Origin of the sequence: Cohnella sp. SGD-V74, from assembly GCF_003001675.1 — a bacterium.
Lineage (GTDB): Bacteria > Bacillota > Bacilli > Paenibacillales > Paenibacillaceae > Cohnella.
Map to the genome: position 1 here is coordinate 42,155 of NZ_PVYW01000026.1, position 19,852 is coordinate 62,006.

15 protein-coding genes and 1 pseudogene are annotated in these 19,852 nt (G+C 58.5%); 5 read left to right on the forward strand and 11 right to left on the reverse strand.

The window, feature by feature from the left end; all coding sequences use genetic code 11:
- Positions 1-121 precede the first annotated feature (121 nt).
- Positions 122-1,900, reverse strand: a complete 1,779-nt coding sequence (locus tag B0G52_RS30225; RefSeq protein ID WP_094050154.1) for a M3 family oligoendopeptidase — start codon at positions 1,898-1,900, stop codon at positions 122-124.
- A gap of 86 nt (positions 1,901-1,986) precedes the next feature.
- Between B0G52_RS30225 and B0G52_RS30230 the strand changes: the two genes are divergently transcribed.
- Entirely contained in the window at positions 1,987-2,220 is a 234-nt protein-coding gene (locus tag B0G52_RS30230; protein ID WP_094050155.1) for a hypothetical protein, read from the forward strand.
- An 8-nt stretch (positions 2,221-2,228) separates the two neighbouring features.
- On the opposite strand, the gene B0G52_RS30235 is transcribed toward B0G52_RS30230, so the two are convergent.
- Both B0G52_RS30235 and B0G52_RS30240 read right to left on the reverse strand, forming a co-directional pair.
- Positions 2,229-2,930 (reverse strand): DUF2225 domain-containing protein, encoded by a 702-nt coding sequence (locus B0G52_RS30235; protein ID WP_094050156.1) that lies wholly within the window; start codon positions 2,928-2,930, stop codon positions 2,229-2,231.
- Between the two features lie 11 nt (positions 2,931-2,941).
- Entirely contained in the window at positions 2,942-3,337 is a 396-nt protein-coding gene (locus B0G52_RS30240; RefSeq protein WP_233163209.1) for a globin domain-containing protein, read from the reverse strand.
- 465 nt (positions 3,338-3,802) lie between these two features.
- Between B0G52_RS30240 and B0G52_RS30245 the strand changes: the two genes are divergently transcribed.
- Entirely contained in the window at positions 3,803-5,116 is a 1,314-nt protein-coding gene (locus tag B0G52_RS30245) for a nucleoside recognition domain-containing protein (RefSeq protein WP_198960761.1), read from the forward strand.
- A 100-nt stretch (positions 5,117-5,216) separates the two neighbouring features.
- Positions 5,217-6,011 (forward strand): NAD kinase, encoded by a 795-nt coding sequence (locus B0G52_RS30250; RefSeq protein ID WP_094050157.1) that lies wholly within the window; start codon positions 5,217-5,219, stop codon positions 6,009-6,011.
- An 81-nt stretch (positions 6,012-6,092) separates the two neighbouring features.
- Here B0G52_RS30250 and B0G52_RS30255 read toward each other — a convergent pair whose 3' ends face one another.
- The gene (locus tag B0G52_RS30255) at positions 6,093-7,184 is read right to left on the reverse strand and encodes a YutD-like domain-containing protein (protein ID WP_094050158.1); all 1,092 of its coding nucleotides are present in this window, start codon (positions 7,182-7,184) and stop codon (positions 6,093-6,095) included.
- Positions 7,181-8,101: pseudogene (gene lipA, locus B0G52_RS30260) on the reverse strand (lipoyl synthase); the annotation flags it as partial. The pseudogene lipA and the gene B0G52_RS30255, both read right to left, overlap by 4 nt.
- A gap of 159 nt (positions 8,102-8,260) precedes the next feature.
- Here lipA and B0G52_RS30265 point away from each other — a divergent pair.
- Positions 8,261-9,247 carry a M23 family metallopeptidase gene (locus B0G52_RS30265; RefSeq protein ID WP_094050219.1) on the forward strand — a complete coding sequence of 329 codons (987 nt, stop codon included), beginning with the start codon at positions 8,261-8,263 and terminating at the stop codon, positions 9,245-9,247.
- Between the two features lie 228 nt (positions 9,248-9,475).
- On the opposite strand, the gene kduD is transcribed toward B0G52_RS30265, so the two are convergent.
- Genes kduD through kduI form a run of 3 tightly spaced genes read right to left on the reverse strand, consistent with a single transcriptional unit; the run spans position 9,476 to position 11,859 of the window.
- Positions 9,476-10,246, reverse strand: coding sequence for a 2-dehydro-3-deoxy-D-gluconate 5-dehydrogenase KduD (kduD, locus tag B0G52_RS30270; protein WP_094050160.1), 771 nt, complete (start codon positions 10,244-10,246; stop codon positions 9,476-9,478).
- Entirely contained in the window at positions 10,218-10,991 is a 774-nt protein-coding gene (locus B0G52_RS30275) for a DeoR/GlpR family DNA-binding transcription regulator (RefSeq protein ID WP_094050161.1), read from the reverse strand. Before B0G52_RS30275 ends, kduD begins: the two co-directional genes overlap by 29 nt.
- A 34-nt stretch (positions 10,992-11,025) precedes the next feature.
- Entirely contained in the window at positions 11,026-11,859 is an 834-nt protein-coding gene (gene kduI, locus B0G52_RS30280; RefSeq protein ID WP_094050162.1) for a 5-dehydro-4-deoxy-D-glucuronate isomerase, read from the reverse strand.
- 623 nt (positions 11,860-12,482) lie between these two features.
- Between kduI and B0G52_RS30285 the strand changes: the two genes are divergently transcribed.
- Positions 12,483-13,193, forward strand: a complete 711-nt coding sequence (locus B0G52_RS30285; protein ID WP_094050163.1) for a DUF559 domain-containing protein — start codon at positions 12,483-12,485, stop codon at positions 13,191-13,193.
- Between the two features lie 266 nt (positions 13,194-13,459).
- On the opposite strand, the gene B0G52_RS30290 is transcribed toward B0G52_RS30285, so the two are convergent.
- The 3 genes from B0G52_RS30290 to B0G52_RS30300 all read right to left on the reverse strand — a co-directional run bounded on the left by B0G52_RS30290 (position 13,460) and on the right by B0G52_RS30300 (position 19,719).
- Positions 13,460-16,078, reverse strand: coding sequence for a family 16 glycosylhydrolase (locus tag B0G52_RS30290; protein ID WP_094050164.1), 2,619 nt, complete (start codon positions 16,076-16,078; stop codon positions 13,460-13,462).
- Between the two features lie 228 nt (positions 16,079-16,306).
- Positions 16,307-17,878, reverse strand: coding sequence for a response regulator transcription factor (locus tag B0G52_RS30295; protein ID WP_094050165.1), 1,572 nt, complete (start codon positions 17,876-17,878; stop codon positions 16,307-16,309).
- 2 nt (positions 17,879-17,880) lie between these two features.
- Positions 17,881-19,719: a sensor histidine kinase gene (locus B0G52_RS30300; protein WP_158223952.1), complete on the reverse strand. Its 1,839-nt coding sequence runs from the start codon at positions 19,717-19,719 to the stop codon at positions 17,881-17,883.
- Positions 19,720-19,852 lie beyond the last annotated feature (133 nt).

Sequence of the window (19,852 nt, forward strand, 5' to 3'; positions counted from 1 at the left end):
GGACTCAGTATAATTGAATTTTTTGAATATTTCAATGATTTTGTCAAAATATAGGGGAATTTGTACAAGAAAAAGCATGAACTCCCGGGAACGCGGGATTTCATGCTTTTTCTTCGATTAGCTACGCCTTGCACAGAGCGGCGAAAGCGTCGACGTCGGACACCGCCCTGGCGACCGCGTCGTTCCAGAAGCCCGGTTCGTCCAGGCGGACGCCAAGATGGCGGGAGGCCAGCTCCTCGACGGTCATGACGGCGGTGTCCCGCAGCAAGGCGTCGTAACGGCCGGCGAACGAGGCGCCTTCCCTCTCCGCCACGGCCGCGAGTCCCGTGCTGAACAAATACCCGAACGTGTAAGGGAAGTTGTAGAACGGCACGTCGGTCAAGTAGAAGTGCAGCTTGGACGCCCAGAAATGAGGATGCCAGCTTCCGAGCGCATCGCCGAACGCTTCCTTCTGGGCTTCCGTCATCAGCTCGCTCAGCTCCGCCGCCTCGAGCATGCCCGAAGCGCGCCTTGCATAGAAGCTGGTCTCGAACAGGAAGCGCGCCCGGATGTTCATGCAGAAGGCGACCGCCCGCGTCAGCCGTTCGTCCAGCAAAGCCAGCTTCTCCTCGTCGCTCCCGGCTCTGCGCAGCAGCGCGTCGCTGACAATCGCCTCCGCGAACGTGGAGGCCGTCTCGGCCACGTTCATCGCGTATTCCTGCGCCAGCGGCGGCAGCTCCTGAACGAGCCGCGCGTGGTAGGCGTGACCGAGCTCGTGCGCCAACGTCGATACGTTGCCCGGAGTTCCGGAATACGTCATGAAGATCCGGCTCTGGCGGCCGATCGGGAAGCTTGTGCAGAACCCTCCCGGTCTCTTGCCCGGCCTGTCTTCCGCTTCGATCCAGCGGTCGGCGAACGCGGTCTTGGCCAGTTCCGTCAGCTGCGGCGAGAACTGCGAGAAAGCGTCCGTGATGAGCGAAGCCGCTTCTTCGTACGGGATCTTGGATTGGGTGGAAGCGACCGGCGCGTCGACATCGTGCCAGCTCGGCTTCTCCTTGCCCAGCAGTTGGGCCTTCAGCGCCAAATACCGCTTAAGCGGCTCTACGCTCGTCTCGACCGCGGCCCACATCGCCTCCAGCGTCTGCCGGCTCATCCGGTTGATCGCCAGCGGCTCCTTAAGCGGGTCGCTCCAGCCGCGAAGCCCGTACAGCTTCAGCCGGAAACCGGCGATCCGGTTCAGCGCGTCCGCGCCCAAGTCCGCCTGCTCGCCCCAAGCCTTCTCCCATTTGGCCGCCATCTCGTCGCGCACCGCTTGCGACGAATCGTCCAGCTTGTTGGCCGCTTGACCCGCGGAGAGGTGAACGGTCTTGCCGTCCTCCTCCCAAGGAATCGCGATTCTTCCGACGACCGTATTGTAATGCTCTCCCCAGCCGTGATAGCCGTCCACGGCCAGCTCGCTGGCGACTGCCTCCAACGCCGGCGGAAGCTTCTCCTTCGCGAAGCCGCGCTTCTCGTTAAGCGGGAACAGCACCGCGGCGAGCTCGGGCCGCGCCGTCCACGCCTGCCAGTCGGCGTCGGGCACACGCGCCAGCTTCGCGTCGAACAAATCGGAAGCTTGCTTGTAACGCGCGCTCAGCGTCTGAATCCGCTCCGTCCAGCCGACGGCGCGCCTGTCGTTCATGTTCTGCGCCGTCAAGCAACCGACGAAGGAGTCGGCTTCCCGCAGACGGGCGAGCGTCTCCTGCAGCTTGCCCGTCCATTGCGCAAGCCGCTCCGCATCCGGCGCCGCGTCTCCGCCGTCCTGAAGCTCCTTGAGCAAGGCGGCGCAGCCGGCTTCGGCTTCCTCCACGAAAGCCGCGAAATCAAGCGAAGAGGAGCCGCCCGCGAAGAGCGACTCCAGGTTCCATATCGGTTTTGTCATACTGATCACTTCTCCAATCTTATTGCGTTCGGACACTGTCGTGCGTTATCTTTAAGTCAATCTACGTGCAAGGAGAGGAATGCCTCTTGATCCCACTCAGCAACAGTCTGCCCTACGACGTGCAGATGAGCGACGTCGTCGCCCAGGAATGCCCGTTCTGCCGAAGCTCCAACGTTCGTCTGCCGCTTACGCCCGAAGAAGTGCTGGATATGTACGGCGGCTCCCGCAAAAGAACGATCGTGTTCCCTTGCTGCCGAAGCACTCTGCGCATCATCGACGCGGACCGGGATTACCTGCTGGCCAACCGGGCGATTCGTTAGGACAAGCTTTACGCCCCGCTCTCGATCATTTCCTCCGGAAGCTCCAGCCCTTGTCCGGTCATCTCTTCGCGTATGCCCTGCCACTGCTCGCGGGATGCGCGGATCATCGCGGCATCGACGATCTTCTTGTCGTGAATGACCCTTCCGAACCATCGGACGGCTTCGTGATAGTTGCCGAGCCGCTTGTTCAGCTCCCCGATCAGGAACATCAACCGGGCGCTGCTGATCGAACCGCTCTCCGTTTCGTATACCCGGACGTAAGCGTCCAGCGCGAATTGAAGGAACCGGTTCTCCTGCTCCTTCTTCCCTTCGTAGCGATACAGCCAAGCGATATGGTGCAGCAGAGCGGCGACTACGCGGTCTTTCTCCCCGATCGCCTGTGCTGTCAGCAGGCTGAGCTTATAGCACTCCATCGCGTCCTGCGCGTCGCGCTCCCCGCCGTAGTCCCGGTTCTTCCAATGGCTGCCCATTTTATCGTAATAAATCGCCTTCTGCTTCTCGTTGATCCTCTCCGAGAAATTTTCCGTCGACGCGAAGCCGCAATAAGGACAGACCCTCACGACGTAGAAATCCGGGTTCACCGTTTTGAAATAGGAGCAGAAATCGGTATCCGTCTTCACCGCCTTCTTCAAGCTGGGCCGGACTCTCGATGTCTGAAAGCTTTGTTCGCAACAGATGCATGTCACTTTAATCTGGAAGAGCGGTTCCATAATGGGCCCCCTTATTGATGTGGTGAATCGGAATCCGTGTTGATAAAATGGTGCGCGGGACCGGACAATCGCTCGATTGTCAGCTTCTGCAGCGGTTCGGTAATCGAAGTTTCGGACAACGCCTCGGCCATGCACGCCAGCCAAGCTTCGGCGCGCTCGGGCGTGATCGGGAACGGCAAATGGCGCGCCCTCATCATCGGATGCCCGTATTCGTCGGAATAGAGCGGCGGACCGCCCAAAAATTGCGTCAGGAACAGGTACTGCTTCTCCATGACGGGATGAATGTCTTCGGGAAACAAAGGAGCGAGCAGCGGGTGCGCCTGAACCTTCGGATAAAACCGGGTCACGATTTCGCGGATCGTATCGGCTCCCCCTATCGCTTCGTAAATCGTCGCGTAGTTGGACAAGTTGCGCCTCCTGGATGGCATCGCGGCGCCGGGCGCCGGCGATGAAATGGAATGGGTTGAAAGTCCTTCATTCCCAACCATTATACCATAACGCTCCGTTACTCCTCGCGGCAAAAATAAAATCGCCCGCAAGGGCGATTAAAACCGGCTGTTCGCCGATCGGTCCATGAAATTTTATAATTCCTCTTCCGCCGGGGCCAGCGATTCCCGAATGACATAGACGAAAGCGCATACAATCAAACCTGCAACGATTGCCGCCATACTCATCACTCCAGCTCGATGAATTTGTGGTGCGCGGGTTAGATCCGAATGATCTAGTTCTATTGTAGCATATCTGCGTCAATTTTTGCACCGTTTTTTGCAAACGGTTACAGCAAAAATGGCGGGCTTGTTCGGCGATCGGCAAGATTGTCCGGAATCGAACATATATTGGGACAAGGCACGTCAACGAATGGAGGAATGACTGTGGTTCCATCGGGCGCGAATCCGGAAAATACGAGCCGCCGCTTCGCGCTGGCGAGCGCGCTGGCCATCGGCGGAGCGGCCCTGCTCATCGGCTGTCTCGCTCTCGGAGACGGCTCCGGAGCGCTGAACGCATCGCTTAGGGGAGTGGCCGTATGGTGGGAAGTGCTGTTTCCCGCCCTGTTTCCTTTTTTCGTTCTGTCCGAGCTGCTGCTCGGCTTCGGAATCGTTCATTTTATGGGTACGCTGCTGGACCCGTTCATGCGCCCGCTGTTCCGTCTTCCCGGCGTCGGCGGCTTTATCGTCTCGATGGGCTTCGTGTCCGGCTATCCGGTAGGCGCGCGGCTGACTTCGCGCTTGATGGATCAGAAGCTGGTAACGAGAGACGAAGGGGAACGGCTCGTCGCGATGACGACGACGTCCGATCCCATCTTCCTGATCGGCGCCGTATGCATCGGCTTCTTCGGCAATCCGCTTGCCGCTCCCGTGCTTGCGGCCGCCCACTACAGCGGCGCCCTGCTGATCGGCATCGCTTCGCGCTTCGGGAGACGGGGCGGCGAAACGGCGGAGATCGCGGCGGCGGACAAGGGCGGACCGAAGCGAAGCCGCTGGCGCGCCGCGCTTGCGGCCATGCACCGCGCGAGGTTGGAGGACGGAAGGCCTTTCGGCATTCTGCTTCAACAATCGCTGCAGTCGTCCCTGGCCCTCATGATGATCGTCGGGGGATTGGTCGTCTTCTTCTCCGCGGCTCTCGACTTGCTCGTGAACGGAGGCTTGCTGACGCCTCTTCGGCAGTTGACGGCGCAGCTGCTGCCATGGTTCGGACTGTCTCCGCAGCTGTCGGAGGCGTATATGCACGGGGCTTTCGAGGTGACGCTGGGAGCCAAGGCTTCCGCGGCGGATGCGGCGATCCCTCTGGTCGACCGGGTCGCCGTCGCCGCTTTCGTACTCTCATGGGCCGGCTTGTCCGTTCACGCGCAGGTGGCCGGTTTGATGAGCAACTCCGGATGGAGATATTTACCGTTCGCTCGGACACGGTTCATTCACGGCCTGCTCGCGATGCTTCTCGTCTATGCGTTCTGGCCCTTGCTGTACCGGGACGAAACCGCGGGGGCCGCGGGCTGGCCATCGATCGTCTCCGCTTGGACGAATGCCGCGCCGGACACCGTCGGTCTTCGCTTCGGATGGGAAGCCGCGTTCGTCTGGCTCCCTCTGCTTTTTGCCTGCGCCATCGGCTTGATCGTCGTCTCGGGAACGATAGCGATCGGCGTTCGCCGCCTCCGGGCACGACTCGCTTCTCCGCGCGCCAGAGATTGAATTCGGCCGGCTTATTGGGTATGATCAAGACAACGATCCCTTTCGAGCATCGAATCGGCATCGAGTAACAGGGTTCCATTCGGAAGGAGCGGCCGACGTTTTGAAATACGCATTGCTGGACCGGGGAGATCGGTTATCCCGGGAATTATCGGAACAATTTCAGACCCAAGCGAAGGCAAGAGGATTGATCTACGACGAAGAAGCGCCGGACACCGTCGTCTCGATCGGCGGCGACGGCACGATGCTGCAGGCGTTCCATCGTTACAAGGAGCTGTTGGATCGCGTCGCCTTCATCGGGATTCATACCGGTCATTTGGGCTTTTACGCCGATTGGCAGAAGAACGAGCTTGTCGAGCTGCTCGACCTGATGGCGTCCTCCGAGCCGCGCAACATCCACTACCCTCTGCTGCACGTGGAAATCGATACGACCGAAGGCAAGGAAACGCACCTCGTGCTGAACGAGTTCACGCTGAAGAGCGGCGACGGTACGCTCGTGTCGGCGATTCATATCAACGACGAGCCGTTCGAGATGTTCCGCGGCGACGGCATCGTCATCTCGACTCCGACGGGCAGCACCGGCTATAACAAAAGTCTTGGCGGAGCCGTCATCCACCCGTCGCTGGAGGCGCTGCAGATTGCGGAGATCGCTTCGATCAACAACCGCGTGTACAGGACGCTCGGCTCGTCCGTCATCCTGCCGAAGCATCACCACTGCGACATCGTGCCTCCGGATCTGGGGGAAGAGCTGATCATCGGCGTCGACCATATGCTTATGGCGCTGACCGGGGTCCGTTCGATCACGTGCAGAGTCGCGGAAAAGAAAGTCACGTTCGCCCGGTACCGCCCGTTCACGTTCTGGAATCGCGTTCGCGAGGCGTTCATCGGTTCGGTATAATGTTGTAAATAAAAGGTGCATGCCTCTTCCCTGGCGTCAGGGAGAGACATGCACCTTTTCTGTATAACATGCTTATGTTGGCTATTCGCTGGACTTGGAAGCGCCCGATTCCGGGCGGGGACTGCCTTCGGGCCGATTGCCCGGCTTGCCTCCGAAGCTTTTGCGGCGGCGATTCCGGCTCTGCCAACGGCCGTCGCGTCCGCCTTCGTTGCGAGCTCCCTCGCTGCGGGAACCGTCGCTGCGTCCGGCGTCGTTGCGCGCGCCCTCGCCGCGGGAATTCTCATTGCGGGAGCCTTCATTGCGGCCTCCCTCATGTCGAAAGCCTTCGTTCCGTTGGCCTTCCTTGCGTGGGCCGTCCCCACGAGGACCGTCACCGCGGGAGCCGTCATGACGCTGACCGTCCTTACGCGGCGCCCCATCGTTGCGAGAACCTTCCCGCGGAGCTTGCGCATCCTGGTGGTTCTTATGGCCGCCTCGATAATGAGGCTTGTTCGGCGCTTGTCCGCCGCCTTGCCCCTGCCCTCTGCGCTCGCTTCCGGAAGATCCGTGGGAGCGTCCTTGCCGCTGGCCGCCGGATTCCTGGCCGTTCCTCGCATGACTTCCCCGACCGGAGAAGGACGAGCCGCCGAATCTCTGGTCCCTATCCTGCCCGGCGTTGCGCCGCTCCGCTTCGCGGCGTTCCGCATCGGCCGCGGCGCGAGCCACCGCGGATACGGTTACATTCGGAACGCGTACGGGACCGCCCGCGCGCTCCTTGAGCGGCCATCGCATAATCGGTCCGCCGGCGCTGCTCAAGGCCGCAGCCGTCTCCGCCGCCTGGCCGCCCGTCTCGTTGAGCGCGACGGCGGCTTCCGGCGCTTCCTCCTTGACGATGACCGCGTCCGGCGGAAGAGCGTTGACATCCAGCTTGGCCAGCACGAAATGGGCGCAGCCGAAATTGCAATATTCGTTGATGTAATCAATGAAGTTGGAGATCGCGAACTCCTTGCCCGCCCGCGGATGCCCGTCCCTGTAGAAACCCCGGAGACGGAGCTGATTATAGCCCCAATCTCCGACGACGTAATCGAAGCGTTCGAGCACTTCGCTGTATCTCTCGCGAAATGCTTCGGGATTCCACCCGTTCTTGTATTCATGGACCAGCGAGTAAGCGTTGCCTCCCGCCATGAAAATCATGTTACGCTCTCCTTCCGGAGACCGCTCGTTCTCGCCTCCGCAGATTTGACCTGCTCATGCGCATGGTAGGAGCTGCGGACGAACGGAGCGGACTCCACGTGGGAGAATCCCCGCTTCAATCCTTCCTCCTTCAGCGCCGCGAATTCGTCCGGATGAACGTATCTGACGACGTCCAGATGGGACGAGGACGGCTGCAAATACTGTCCGAGCGTCAAAATGTTGCAGTCCACCGCGCGCAAGTCGTCCATTGCCTGCAGCACTTCCTCGAAGGTCTCCCCCAAGCCGAGCATAATGCTCGATTTCGTCGGGATGTTCGGCTGCATTTCCTTCGCTCTCTGAATGAGCTCCAAGGAACGCGGATATTTCGCCTTCGCCCGCACGCGGTTCGAAAGCCGAGCGACGGTCTCGATGTTGTGATTCAGAATGTCCGGCTTCGCGTCCATTACGATCTGAAGCGAATCGCGGTTGCCCAGAAAATCCGGAATGAGCACTTCGACGCTGCAGAACGGCATTCTCTTGCGGATCGCTTTGATCGTCGCCGCGAAGATGGAAGCTCCGCCGTCCTTCAGATCGTCCCGCGCCACCGAAGTGACGACGCAGTGTTTAAGGCCCATCTGCTCGGCGGCTTCCGCCACGCGCTCCGGCTCCTGCAAGTCGAGCTCGGTCGGCAGTCCGGTTTTCACCGCGCAGAAACGGCACGCCCTCGTGCAAATATCCCCGAGAATCATAAAAGTCGCCGTGCGGTTCGCCCAGCATTCATATATATTCGGACAACGCGCCTCTTCGCAAACCGTATGCAGCGTCTTGCTCCTCATTACTTGCTTCAGTTCCTGGTATGGCTCCCCGGTCGTCAGCTTGATTTTCAGCCATTCGGGTTTGCGCGGTTTTGCGCCTGTCGTCATAGGAATTCCCCTCTTTCTGTCCTCCTTATTATAACACGATTCGGATAAAAACCAATGATCTGTAAAACCCTACTTCGTAGAAGTCGAGCTTGAGGAGGAGTCACGTTGCTACACGATTGGCGGAGATTGGGCCGCAGCTTCCGATTCGCGGTTATTGCGGCTCTCGTTGGTCTCATGTCGCTGGGGGCGGGCGAATGCGCGCCAGCCGCTCACGGCGCGGGCAAGGATAAGCCGTCGATGGCCGACGAATACGCGAAGCGGCGGAAGCTGTACGAGGCGATCAGCTTGCGCACCGGCTTGGAATGGCCCTTCATCGCGGCGATCGATCAGTACGAAAGGACGATGTCCCGGGCCCACCCGAAGACGAGACCGATTCGCGAGAACGCGGTTACCGGCGTATACGTTCCCGAAGAGCGCTGGAGCGGCGATCTGAATCCGACGGAGGAAGACACGAACCCGGTGTCCATCCGTTTTTTTCGCGGAATCGGCCGGGATGGCTCGGGAGACAAAATCGCGGACCGCGGCAAGGACGAAGACCTGCTCTATTCCGTAACGGTTCAAGCGCTGCAGTACGGCAGCGCCGAGGACGACTTCAGCATCGGCCTGTGGGAATATTACCATAACACGCGCGCCGTCCAGCGCATTATGCAGTTTGCCAAGCTGTATAGGCGGTTCGACCGCCTGGACTTGTCCGGCCACGCCTTCCCTCTTCCTCTGAAAAGCACCTACTCGTACCGCAGCACTTGGGGCAACAAACGCGGGTGGGGCGGCAGGCGGATTCACGAAGGCACCGACATTTTCGCCGGATATGGCGTTCCGGTCAGAAGCACCTGCTACGGGGTCATCGAGATCAAGGGCTGGAACGCTTACGGAGGATGGAGAATCGGCATTCGCGACCTGAACAATCTGTACCATTATTACGCGCACTTGTCCGGCTTCGACAAAAATATAAAGACCGGAGACATCGTCAGTCCCGGTCAGGTCATCGGTTGGGTGGGCAGCTCCGGCTACGGACGCCCCGGCACGCAAGGAAAGTTTCCTCCGCACCTGCACTACGGCATCTACAGGGACAGAGGGCTCGTGGAATGGGCGTTCGACCCTTATCCGCTGCTTCGCCGCTGGGAGAGCGAGGAGTACAAAGCATTGAAGAGGAAACGGTAGACCGAGCTTCCGCTGCGGCTCAACCATCTCCCCTTCGCTTCTCTCGTCATATGGGCATTTGCCGGTATCCCGTTGGGTCAGGAGCGTTACGGGACCGGCTGCATTTGCCGGTATCCCGCTGGATCAGGAACAATACGCCGCCGACTGCATTTGCCGGTATCCCGAGCGCTCAGGCACAATACGGCTCGGCGAACATTTGTCGGTATCCCGTTCGCTCAGGCGCCGCTTTTATCGGTTCATCCAGCCGCCGTCGACGCAAAGCACGTGTCCGTTCATGTAATCGGAAGCCGACGAAGCGAGGAAAATCGCCGGACCGACGAGGTCCTCGTCCCCGCCCCAGCGTCCCGCCGGGATGCGTTCGAGAATTTGGCGGCTGCGGACCGGATCGTTGCGGAGCGCCTCCGTATTGTCCGTCGCCATATAGCCCGGAGCAATCGCGTTCACCTGCACGCCCTTGGACGCCCATTCGTTGGCGAGCGCCTTGGTCAGCCCGGCAACCGCGTGTTTGCTGGCCGTGTAGCCCGGAACGTTGATGCCGCCTTGGAAGCTGAGCATCGACGCGATGTTGATGATTTTGCCGTATCCCTGTTCGATCATCAGCTCTCCGGCGAGCTGGCACAGGACGAACACGGAGTTCAGGTTGACGTCGAGCACTTCTTGCCAGTCGGAATAAGCGTGCTCGACCGCCGGCGCACGGCGGATGATGCCCGCGTTGTTCACGAGAATGTCGACTCCGCCGAACGTCTCCACCGCGGCGTCAAGAATGCTCGGGAGCTTGCTGCGGTCGGCCACGTCCGCCTGCACGATGATCGCTTTGCGGCCGTACGCCTCCGCCTTCGCTTTCGTCTCTTCTGCAGGCGTGCGGTTCGTGACAAGTACGAGGTTGGCGCCGGCTTCAGCCAGACCGACGGCGATCGCTTGTCCCAATCCTCTGCCTGCTCCGGTGACGATGGCCGTCTTGCCGGCCAGATCAAATCGGTTTCGTAGTTGCGAGTTCAATGTTCACTCTGCCTCCTTCTTCGTAACGGCGGCGGACCTCTTCGGGAAGTCCGTCGTCCGTAATGAGCAGGTCCAAATCTTCCAGCGCGGCGAACGTCTGCAGCGCGGCCCGGTCGAACTTGCTGTGATCGGCCACGCCGTAAACTTCCTTCGCTCCGGACAAATACGCCCGCTTCAGATCCAGCAGCTCTCCTGTAAACACCGACAGACCGAACTTGTCGTGTACGCCCGTCGCGGACAGGAACAGCTTCTGCACGTTCAGGCGCGCGAGCCATTCCAGCGCGTCGTTGCCGACGAGCACGTTGCGGTGGCGGTAGCCTCCGGGGACGACCAGCCGGATTTGCTCTTTCCCCATCAGCTCGCGCATGATCAGCAAATCGTTGGTTAGCACGGTGAGCGGCATATCCGGCAGCTTCCTCGCGATCTCCAGCGTCGTGCTGCCCGCATCCAATGCGATCACGTCGTCCTGGCGAATGTAGCGCAGCGCGTGCGCGGCGATCGCTTCCTTTTCACCGGAGTGCTTCGTATTCGGAATTTGCAGCGGCAGCATCGGTTCGGACGCGTCCGAGCGGCTGACCGCTCCGCCGTGAATGCGTGTGAGCAGCCCTTTCTCCTCCAGCTTCTCCAGATCCTCGCGAATCGTCTTCGGAGTCACCTCGAACCTGTCGCTCAGCTCGGACACCTGCACGGCTCCGTTCTCCTGCAGCAATTCCAAAATCAGTTGATGGCGCGTTATCGCAAGCATGTAGCGGTCGTTCCTCCCGACTTGGCAGTTGCTGCTATTTTAACGCATCCATAGGGACGACATCCATATCCTTGAACGTATAATTTTCCCCGGCCATCGCCCATACGAACGCATAGCTGCTCGTGCCGGCTCCGGAGTGAATGGACCAGCTCGGAGAAATGACCGCCTGCTCGTTGGCGATAACGATGTGACGGGTTTCATTCGGCTCGCCCATAAAGTGGAACACTCTCGCGTCGGCGTTCATGTCGAAGTAGAGGTACGCTTCCATGCGGCGATCGTGAAGATGCGCAGGCATCGTATTCCAGACGCTGCCCGGCTTGAACAGCGTGACGCCCAGCATGAGCTGGCAGCTTTGCACGCCGTTCTCGTGAATGATCTGATGGATCGTCCGTTCGTTGGACGATTCGAGCGCGCCGAGGTTCAGCGTGTTCGCTTCCTGCACCGATACTTTGCGCGTCGGGTACGTCGCGTGAGCGAGCGCCGAAGTGAAGTAAATTTTCGCAGGATCGGACGGGTTCGCGCTGGACAGGGTCAGATTACGAGTGCCTTTGCCGACATACAGCGTATCCAGCTTGCCGAGCGTGTAGCGCTCGCCGTCCGCCTCGATGACCGCTTCCCCTCCGCCGATATGGATAAAGCCAACTTCCCTGCGCTCCAGAAAATAGTCCGTCTTCAGCACATCGGCCGCTTCGACCGTCAATGCGGCGTTAACCGGATGCGCTCCGCCGATAATCAAGCGGTCGTCGTGCGCGTACACCATTTTGATTTCATCCGCCTGAAACAGGCTCTCGATCAAGTATTGCTGGCGCAGCCTCGCCGTGTCGTAATGCTTGGCGTCGGCCGGATTCGTCGAATGTCTGATTTCCATGAGGGTCCCCTCCGAATAGGTTCGTTTTCGTTCGAAATCAGTATAACACACATTTTCGAACTTTTGTGAACTGTTTTGAACCCTTTGGATTGGGCCACTCCGACCTCCGCAACTCCGAGGCACTTTCTTGGCCTTCAGCCTCTCCCGCCGCTCCCACCTCCGCAACTCCGAGGCACTTTCTTGGCCTTCAGCTTCTCCCGCCACTCCGACCTCCGCCACTCCGAGGCACTTTCTTGGCCTTCAGCTTCTCCCGCCGCTCCCACCTTCGAACCGCCGAGGCACTTTCTTGGCCTTCAGCCGCTCCCGCCACTCCGGTCCCCGAACCACCGAGGCACTTTCTTGGCCTTCAACTTCTCCCGCCGCTCCGACCCCCGCAACTCCGAGGCACTTTCTTGGCCTTCAGCTTCTCCCGCCGCTCCCGTCCCCCCAGTACATTACAGAACCTGGGTCCCGTTCCTGTTCCATTTTTCTCTCGTCCAAAAAAAACTGTTGCACACCGAGCAAATAAATGTTACTTTACAGATATATCCATAACATTCGGTCGTGAAGCACACGCCGCTCTTACCGGTCAATCGCCGGTTTGGGCGGCTTTTTATTTTCATTTAGAAAGGATGTTGGTTCAGATGGAGAAAAAAGAAAATGTTGTAGTTGATGAGAAGTTTGAGGCGGCTTATGAAAAGTGGATGGTCGATCAACAAACAAGCGGCACACACGAGCGAAAGAAAAGACTTGCCAATATTGATCATCACGCGGAGAAAATGTTTCTCGAAAAAGTATGGTGGCCCTCGTTCAGGAACTTTGCCGGTTTGAGCGCGGAGTACGAGGTGAAGGATTTCAAAGACGGTCGACGTTATCTGGATTTTGCTTTCCATACGGCAGGCTACAAAATTTGCATAGAGATCGACGGCTATGGACCGCATTGGAAAGACATCGACCAACAGAAATTTGCCGATCATCTGATTCGCCAGAACCATTTGGTGGTGGACGGTTGGATCGTGTTACGGTTTTCCTATGACGACGTTAAGGAGAAACCTAGACGTTGCCAACAAATCATTCAGCAACTGCTCGGCAAACTAAGCGGTCTTAATTCGGTTCAGCTCGCACCTATTGAAAAAGCTCTTTACGATTTGGCCTGCGCCGGCAACGACCCGATTGCTCCTTTGCAGGCAGCAGCGCGTCTAGGCATCCACCGCAAAACGGCCGCCAAGCATTTACGCAAGCTCAAAGACAAAGGAATGCTGATCCCGCTCATCGCCAAGCCCAAAGACAAGGTCGTCCGAACCGTCCGCTATCAAGTCGTCTTCACGGATTTTCACGGGTTCCGGGTTCAGTAATTTACACTAAGTTGCAGTCGAATCCGGTTCATACGGCTTGCAGTCAGGGCTGCCGTACAGGTTCGAGTTGCCGCTGAGGCCGAAGGAGCGCCCGTACAAAACAAAGGGACAAGCCATATGGCCCATCCCTCTGCCCTCTTGTCTTAAGCTGCGCTCGCTCTGAGAAGAAACGCGAAGTCGCCATTTGATCGCTTGCCCTTTCGCGTTACCGCGAAGCCGCAAGCCGATCGTTTTGCCCTTCCGCCTTACTCCTTACTCCTTACTCCTTACTCCGGAGTCCCCTGGGTCACTCCGTGAACGTACGTTTGCCAAGGAGTATCCAGAGCACCCTGCCCCGGGTTGTAGGTAAAGAAGTATTCGACGGTGTCCCCGTATTGCAGGTTATTGACCGGGTACGTATAGTTGCCGTTCCCCGTATGGGTCATCGCAACGTTAAGCTGCACGCCGTTGTTTACTTTGTAGTGCAGATCGGCGAAGGTGGCGCCGTTGACGTAGAATAACAGGTTGTCGCCCGTCTTCTTGAGGCCGCGCACCTCGTCGCCGATGACGATGACAGTCGGAGCGGCCGGGACGACGGTGACGGTGCAGACGGCCGTTTGGTTGCCGTCGGTCGTCGTCACGGTAATCGTGGCCGTACCCGGGGCATGCCCGGTCACGACGCCGCTGGCGTTCACGGAAGCGACCGCGGCGTTGGACGATGTCCAAGAGACTTGCTTGTTCGTCGCGTTGGACGGCGCTACGACAGCGTTCAGCTGGACGTTCTGGCCGACTTCAAGCTGGGCGGCCGTCTGATCCAATGAGACTCCGGTAACCGGCACATTGCCGGGATTCCCTCCCCCTCCAGGCTCATAAACCCGCACGTAATCGACTTGCATCGTAGCCGGAATGTCGGAAGGGTCGGGAGTCAGCCCGCCGTCGAAGTGCCCGCCGACCGCCAGGTTCATGATGATGTAGAAAGGCTGGTCGAACGGAGCGTTCGGATTGTTGGGCGCCGCAACGGAATACCATTGATCCCGGGTGACTTTGAAGAAAAATTTGCCGTCCACGTACCATTTGAAGTCGTCCTCTTCCCAGATCAGTGTGTACACGTGAAAATCGTTGGCGAACGTTTGACCTTGCGGGAAGTGGTATTCGCCGGCAATGTACCGGTTCACCGGCCACTGGCCGCCGAAGTGCACTGCGCCGCTCGTCGTCCCCGGCAAGCGCCCCTTCGCTTCCATGACGTCGATTTCCCCGGATGCCGCCCATGCGCCATAGACGGCGTCTTCCGGCAGCATCCAGAGCGCCGGCCAGATGCCGTTGCCCGTGGGCAGCTTGGCGCTGAAGTCGATTCTGCCGTACTGGAAGGAGAAATGGTCCTTCGTGTTGACTTTGCCGGAAGAATATTGCGCATACCGGCTAGGGTCCTGCGGGAACGATTTGGGATCGTTCAAGGCTCTAATGTTCAGCTTGCCGTCCTGGACGAATACGTTTTGCGCGCTGTTCGTGTAATGCTGCAGCTCCGCGTTGCCCCAGCCCCAGCTGTTGGGATCGTTGCTGATGTAATAGCCTTCCTCGTAGTTCCACTTGCTCGTATCGAGCTGAGTGCCGCCGAACTCGTCCTGCCAGATCAGCGTCATGCCGGGAATGGCCGGATCGCTCGGCGTTCCGATCGCGACATCCTCGTGATCGGAGACGTCCGGGCGGGGAGCGTTCGGATTGCCTATCAGCGTGTAGTAGACGAAGTTGCTGCCGATGCTTCCGCCTGACTGTCCGTTCAGCGGATAGCCGATCCGGATCTGCATATCCTCCTGAATCGGCTGGAACCACAGCCCGTAAATATAATCGGCCCAATAGCCCCACTGATTGGCGTCCGACATGTTGTTGTAGCCGTTGCCGGAATAGAGGAAGCCGCTCTGGGCGGAATTGCCCAGCTCTACCCATTGTCCGGCAACGTTGATCTGGTAGACGAAGTTGCCCAGCTCCGCGCCGATCGGCGGGCCGCCGTCGATCTTGGGCAGCGGTATGCCGATGGCGCCGCTCTCGTCCGCCGTATAGGTTGTTCCGTCATAGGCGGCAAGCGTATACGAATTTCTGACCGGCTCGTTAAAGACGATCGTGTACACCAAGCTGCTCGCCGATGTCTTGGATTCCAGCTTGACGTTGATCGACTCCGTTACCGTGAACCAGTAACCGCCGCCCCCTTCAGTGAATTGACCGAAGTTGCTGTCGTAAATCCAGCCGCTGGCCGCGTTATTGTCGATATCGATCCACGTGCTGCTGCTTACGGGTTTGACGTAGACCTTCAAGTCATTGGCTACGGCCGCGTAAGGGATGGACGAATCGTTGTTGAAAATCGGATACGTAAAGCCCGCTCCCCCCGTAAAACCCGCCGTAATCTGCGGTCCTTGGGTCGGCGACATCGAGGTTATCGTTGTTTGGTTGATGTTCTGAAACACCAAGGTGTAGTCCAGCGTAACTCCGTTGGCCTTGGAGTAAAGCCGGATCTCCGTGGTGGCGGAGAGGAGGAACCAGAAGCCGTGGAAACCGCCGTCGCTCCAATGTCCCCAGTTCTGGTTGTAGACGTAGCCGCCGACGCTGTCGATATCGACCCAGCTGCCGCCCGTCTTTACCTTGACGCCCAAATCGTCGGAAACGTCGTTCCAACCGGCGGAGCCTCCGTTGAAAATCGGCATGACAAAGCCGTAGCTGGCCTGACCGACTCCCGATTTCGAGATAACGGGGCCGTCTGCCGCCGAGAAGTAAGCCATGGAGGTAATCGCGGTTCCCGCCGCTTGGACCCGAGGCGTTGGCCATAGGCCCAAGCCAACCAACAGCAATGCCGCCAAGACCAAGCTCGTTGTCCTTTGCGTCCACCCTTTCTCCGCATGGCAAATCCGTTCCATAAATTGCCCTCCTTTAATCAAGTAGTTTCTTCGTTCCAATCGCGATTCCGCTAAAATGCCGACCGACGACAGAAAACGCTTACAGATACTTGTTCCTGCAGGACAACTTTATTGTAGCGAACGGAATGCCCGGGAAAAAGGTTCAATATTTTTCATGATAACCCAATTTTTTGTTTTTCCTTGAATTTGGTCCCCCGGTGCTGCGGACGAAGGCCGAATCCGGCGACGTCACAGCGCCGAGTCGCGATAACTGTCCTCCCTATCCCCATTTTGACGAATCCGCTGCCGGTACTCCGTCGGCTGCATACCCATCGCGTCCCGGAACGCCCGGATAAAGCTCTTGTAGCTTTCGTACCCGACCATGGCGGCCACCTCGACGATTTTGTGCTCGGTTTCGGCCAGCAGCCGCCGAGCTTTATCCAACCGAACGTCGCGCAAGTATTCCGCGAAGCCTTTGCCGATATTTTTCTTGAACAGGTTGGAAAAATAAGCGTAATTGAGCGATACGTGGTTGGAGACCATCGCCAAGTCGAGCGGTTTATGATAGTTTTCATGGATAAAACGAATCGCTTCGTTCAAGTCCTGGGAGTTGCGATAGCTGCACTTGAATTCGTAGTAAAACTGGTTCAGCCGAAGCAGCTGCTGCTGCAGCGCCTGGATATAATCGCGGATGCCCGGATAGTCGTACAGATTGCGCAGACATTCGATATCCAGCGCCTCCTCCCCCATGTAAGGACGGATAACGCGTTCGTATTCCTCCAGCATCTGCACGATGGCTCGGCTGAGCTGCTGCGTATAACGCACGTGGTAGCGCTGAAGCACGTTTTTGTGGAAAACAGCAGAAATACCTTCGGCGATTTTGCCCCCGTTTTTCGTGCCGACCAGTTGGAACAGCCCGTATAGCTCTTCGTAGGGAATCTGCCATTGCTGCTCGAGCCCCTCAATGTCGGCGGGCAGGATACAGCGCTTATCGGGAAAAAGGTAGCTGTGCCGGTATAGTTCCATGACTTGCGTATAGCTGTCCGGCAGCTCCTTTAATCCCCGCTTGGCACCGGTGATGGCCGCGACTGCGCCGATCCGCTCCGCCTGAAGCGCCGCGAGCAGAGCCTCCGGTTCCACGGACGCGTCAACCGCCAGAATCAGATGCGGGCGATGCTGCAGGGCGATGCATCCCTTCCTGCCGAATACCCGGTAGGCAATCGATTCGATGCTATGAGCGCCTCCGGCGCCCGGCTGGTTAATCCGCATTTCCTCCCGGAACAGACATAGGCGGTAGCCAGCCCACAGCTCCGGATTTTGCCGTTCGACCTGGCCGATCCACTCGTCGTCGTTCGCAGCGCCCTGCATGAACATGCACAGCTCTTTCCGGTCCGTCTCCCTCGCCCGCCGGGAAATCCGCTTGATATTGCGCGACAGCTCCTGCCGCGTTCGAATCTCCTGCGACACGTGCTCGATCGAGGCTTGCAAGTCTTCCCGCTTCACGGGCTTGAGCAGATAGCCTTTGGCCCCAAGCCCGATCGCCTGCTGAGCGTAGGCAAAATCGCCATAGCCGCTAATGATCAGAAACTCGGCCTTCAAGCGTTCTTCGCGAGCGCGCGCCATAAGAGCCAGCCCGTCCATGTCCGGCATTCGGATGTCGGTAATGACCAGTTGGATGTTGAATTGATGCAACGAATGCAGCGCCTCGATTCCGTTTCCGGCGCAGTGAATGTCGCCCAGCTCCAGGGGGAACTGTCCCAGCATCGCCTGCAGCCCGTCGCGAATTTGCTTTTGGTCGTCCACGATCAAGACGTTGATCATGCCTACCACCCCCCAAGATTTTCGTTTTCGCAAGGCAAGCGAATGGTAACGCAGGTATAGGAGCCCTGCACGCTATCTATCGAGAGCCCGCAGCTTTTGCCGTAGTGGAGCTGCAGACGTTTATGCACGTTTTCCAGACCCAGCCCGTTTTTGCTGGCGACGATCGGCGTGTCGGAGTCCCCTTGCAGAACGGCTTGCAGGTCGGCGAGCACCTGCGGGTCGACTCCGGCGCCGTCGTCGCGGATTTCGACGAGCAGCATGCTGTCGTTTTCCACCCGGACGGCGATTTCGATGCGCACGCTGCCGCCTCGCGGAGCCGCGTGATGGACGGCGTTTTCGACGATCGGCTGCATGCACATTTTGGGAATGGCATAGCGCAGCACGTCCTGGGGCAGATCCGCCGTCAATTCGAAGCCGCTGCCTTCCATGAAGTTAATGAACCGCACGTAGCTTTGGATGTTGGCCAATTCCTCGCCCAGGGCTACGGTATCGCCGCGCCATTTCATGCTGTAGCGAAGCAGCGAGCCGAGCGACACGAGCGCCTCGGCGATCGCAGGCTGCCGCTGAACCTCCGCCAGCATGCGGATCGATTCCAGCGCGTTGTACAGAAAATGCGAATTGATCTGCGAATGCAGCGAGTGCAGCTGCGCATTTTTGGCGATCAACTGCTTATCCACGACCTGCGTCATCAGACGCTTGATTTCATCCAGCATATTGTTGTAGCTGACGGCCACTTCGTCGATTTCGTCTCCGGTTTCGTTTTCTCCCAGGCCGGTATCGATCTTCGCGTCCAGCTGTCCTTGCCGCACCTTGCGCATGGACGCCAGCACTCGGTTTAATCGGCGGAAAATGCGGCGGGTCGTGTGCGAAACGAGGAGCAGCATCATCAGAAGCACGCACAGCGTAATCGCCACCACCCATACGTACCAGCTGCGCGGCCCCTCCATCAGCGCTTGATGGGAGGCGACGTCCACCACGTAGGCGTTCAAGGGCGCAATGTAGCGGTATATCGCGTAATACGTATGATCTCCGGCTTGGACCTTGATCGGGCTTTTCTCCTGCAGCATATCCAGCTGTCCGTGAATGCGGCCCAAAATATTTTGCAGCTCTTCGCCGGCATTGGCCGCAAACGAATGCTCCGGGTTGTATACGAAGCGCGAAGGGTCCTTGCCGTCCATGACGACGGAAAAGAAATCCCCTCCGGTCTCTTCCAACAAGTCGCTGAAAAACTTGCCGTGCCCGATGCGGATTTCCATAATGCTCGGATGCTTGTTCTGCTGGCCCTGAAGGCGTACGAGCCGGTAGTAGGAGAGCGTATGCTCGCCGTCCCTCAACGCAAACAGGCGATAGGCCGAGCCGCCTTCCTCGCGCAGCGAGACCCAATAATCCTGCGGCCAAAACCGGTCATAATGGTAGATTTCAGGCCAGATTTCGTACAATTCCGGATTATCGACGTAGAAGCTCAGCTCGTCGATCGACTCGTTGCTTTTGATCATGTTGTGCATCTGCTCGAATTGGTTTTGCCTGAATTTCACGAGACGCAAGCCGTCCGCGCGCATGTTCGAATGAATGAAGTCGATAAAGGCCTTCTGGGTCAGCGCGGTGGAGGAAGCGTTTTCAACCATGTTCATCCTGCCCCGCAGCCGTTCGTCCAGCCGCGAAACATGGCTGCTCCCGGTAGCCATGGCCTCCTCGTACAGCTGGGTTTCCTTGAACCGGATAAACAAAAAAGAAACCGCGATGGCAGGGATGGCGATCATCAGGCTGAAGGCCAAAAACAGCTTTCGCGAAATGCGGGAGTTTCGGTAAATTCTTTTTATTTTCGTCAACGGCGCCTTCAATTCGATGCCCTCCCCACCTCCGTAATATACCATATCTTGATGCGCGGACGTTAGGGCGTGCCGGCATTAGCGGGGATGGAGTTGTCTCGTACGTCATCCAAGTTGCTGTGAAAGATAATCGATGAACAAGGTG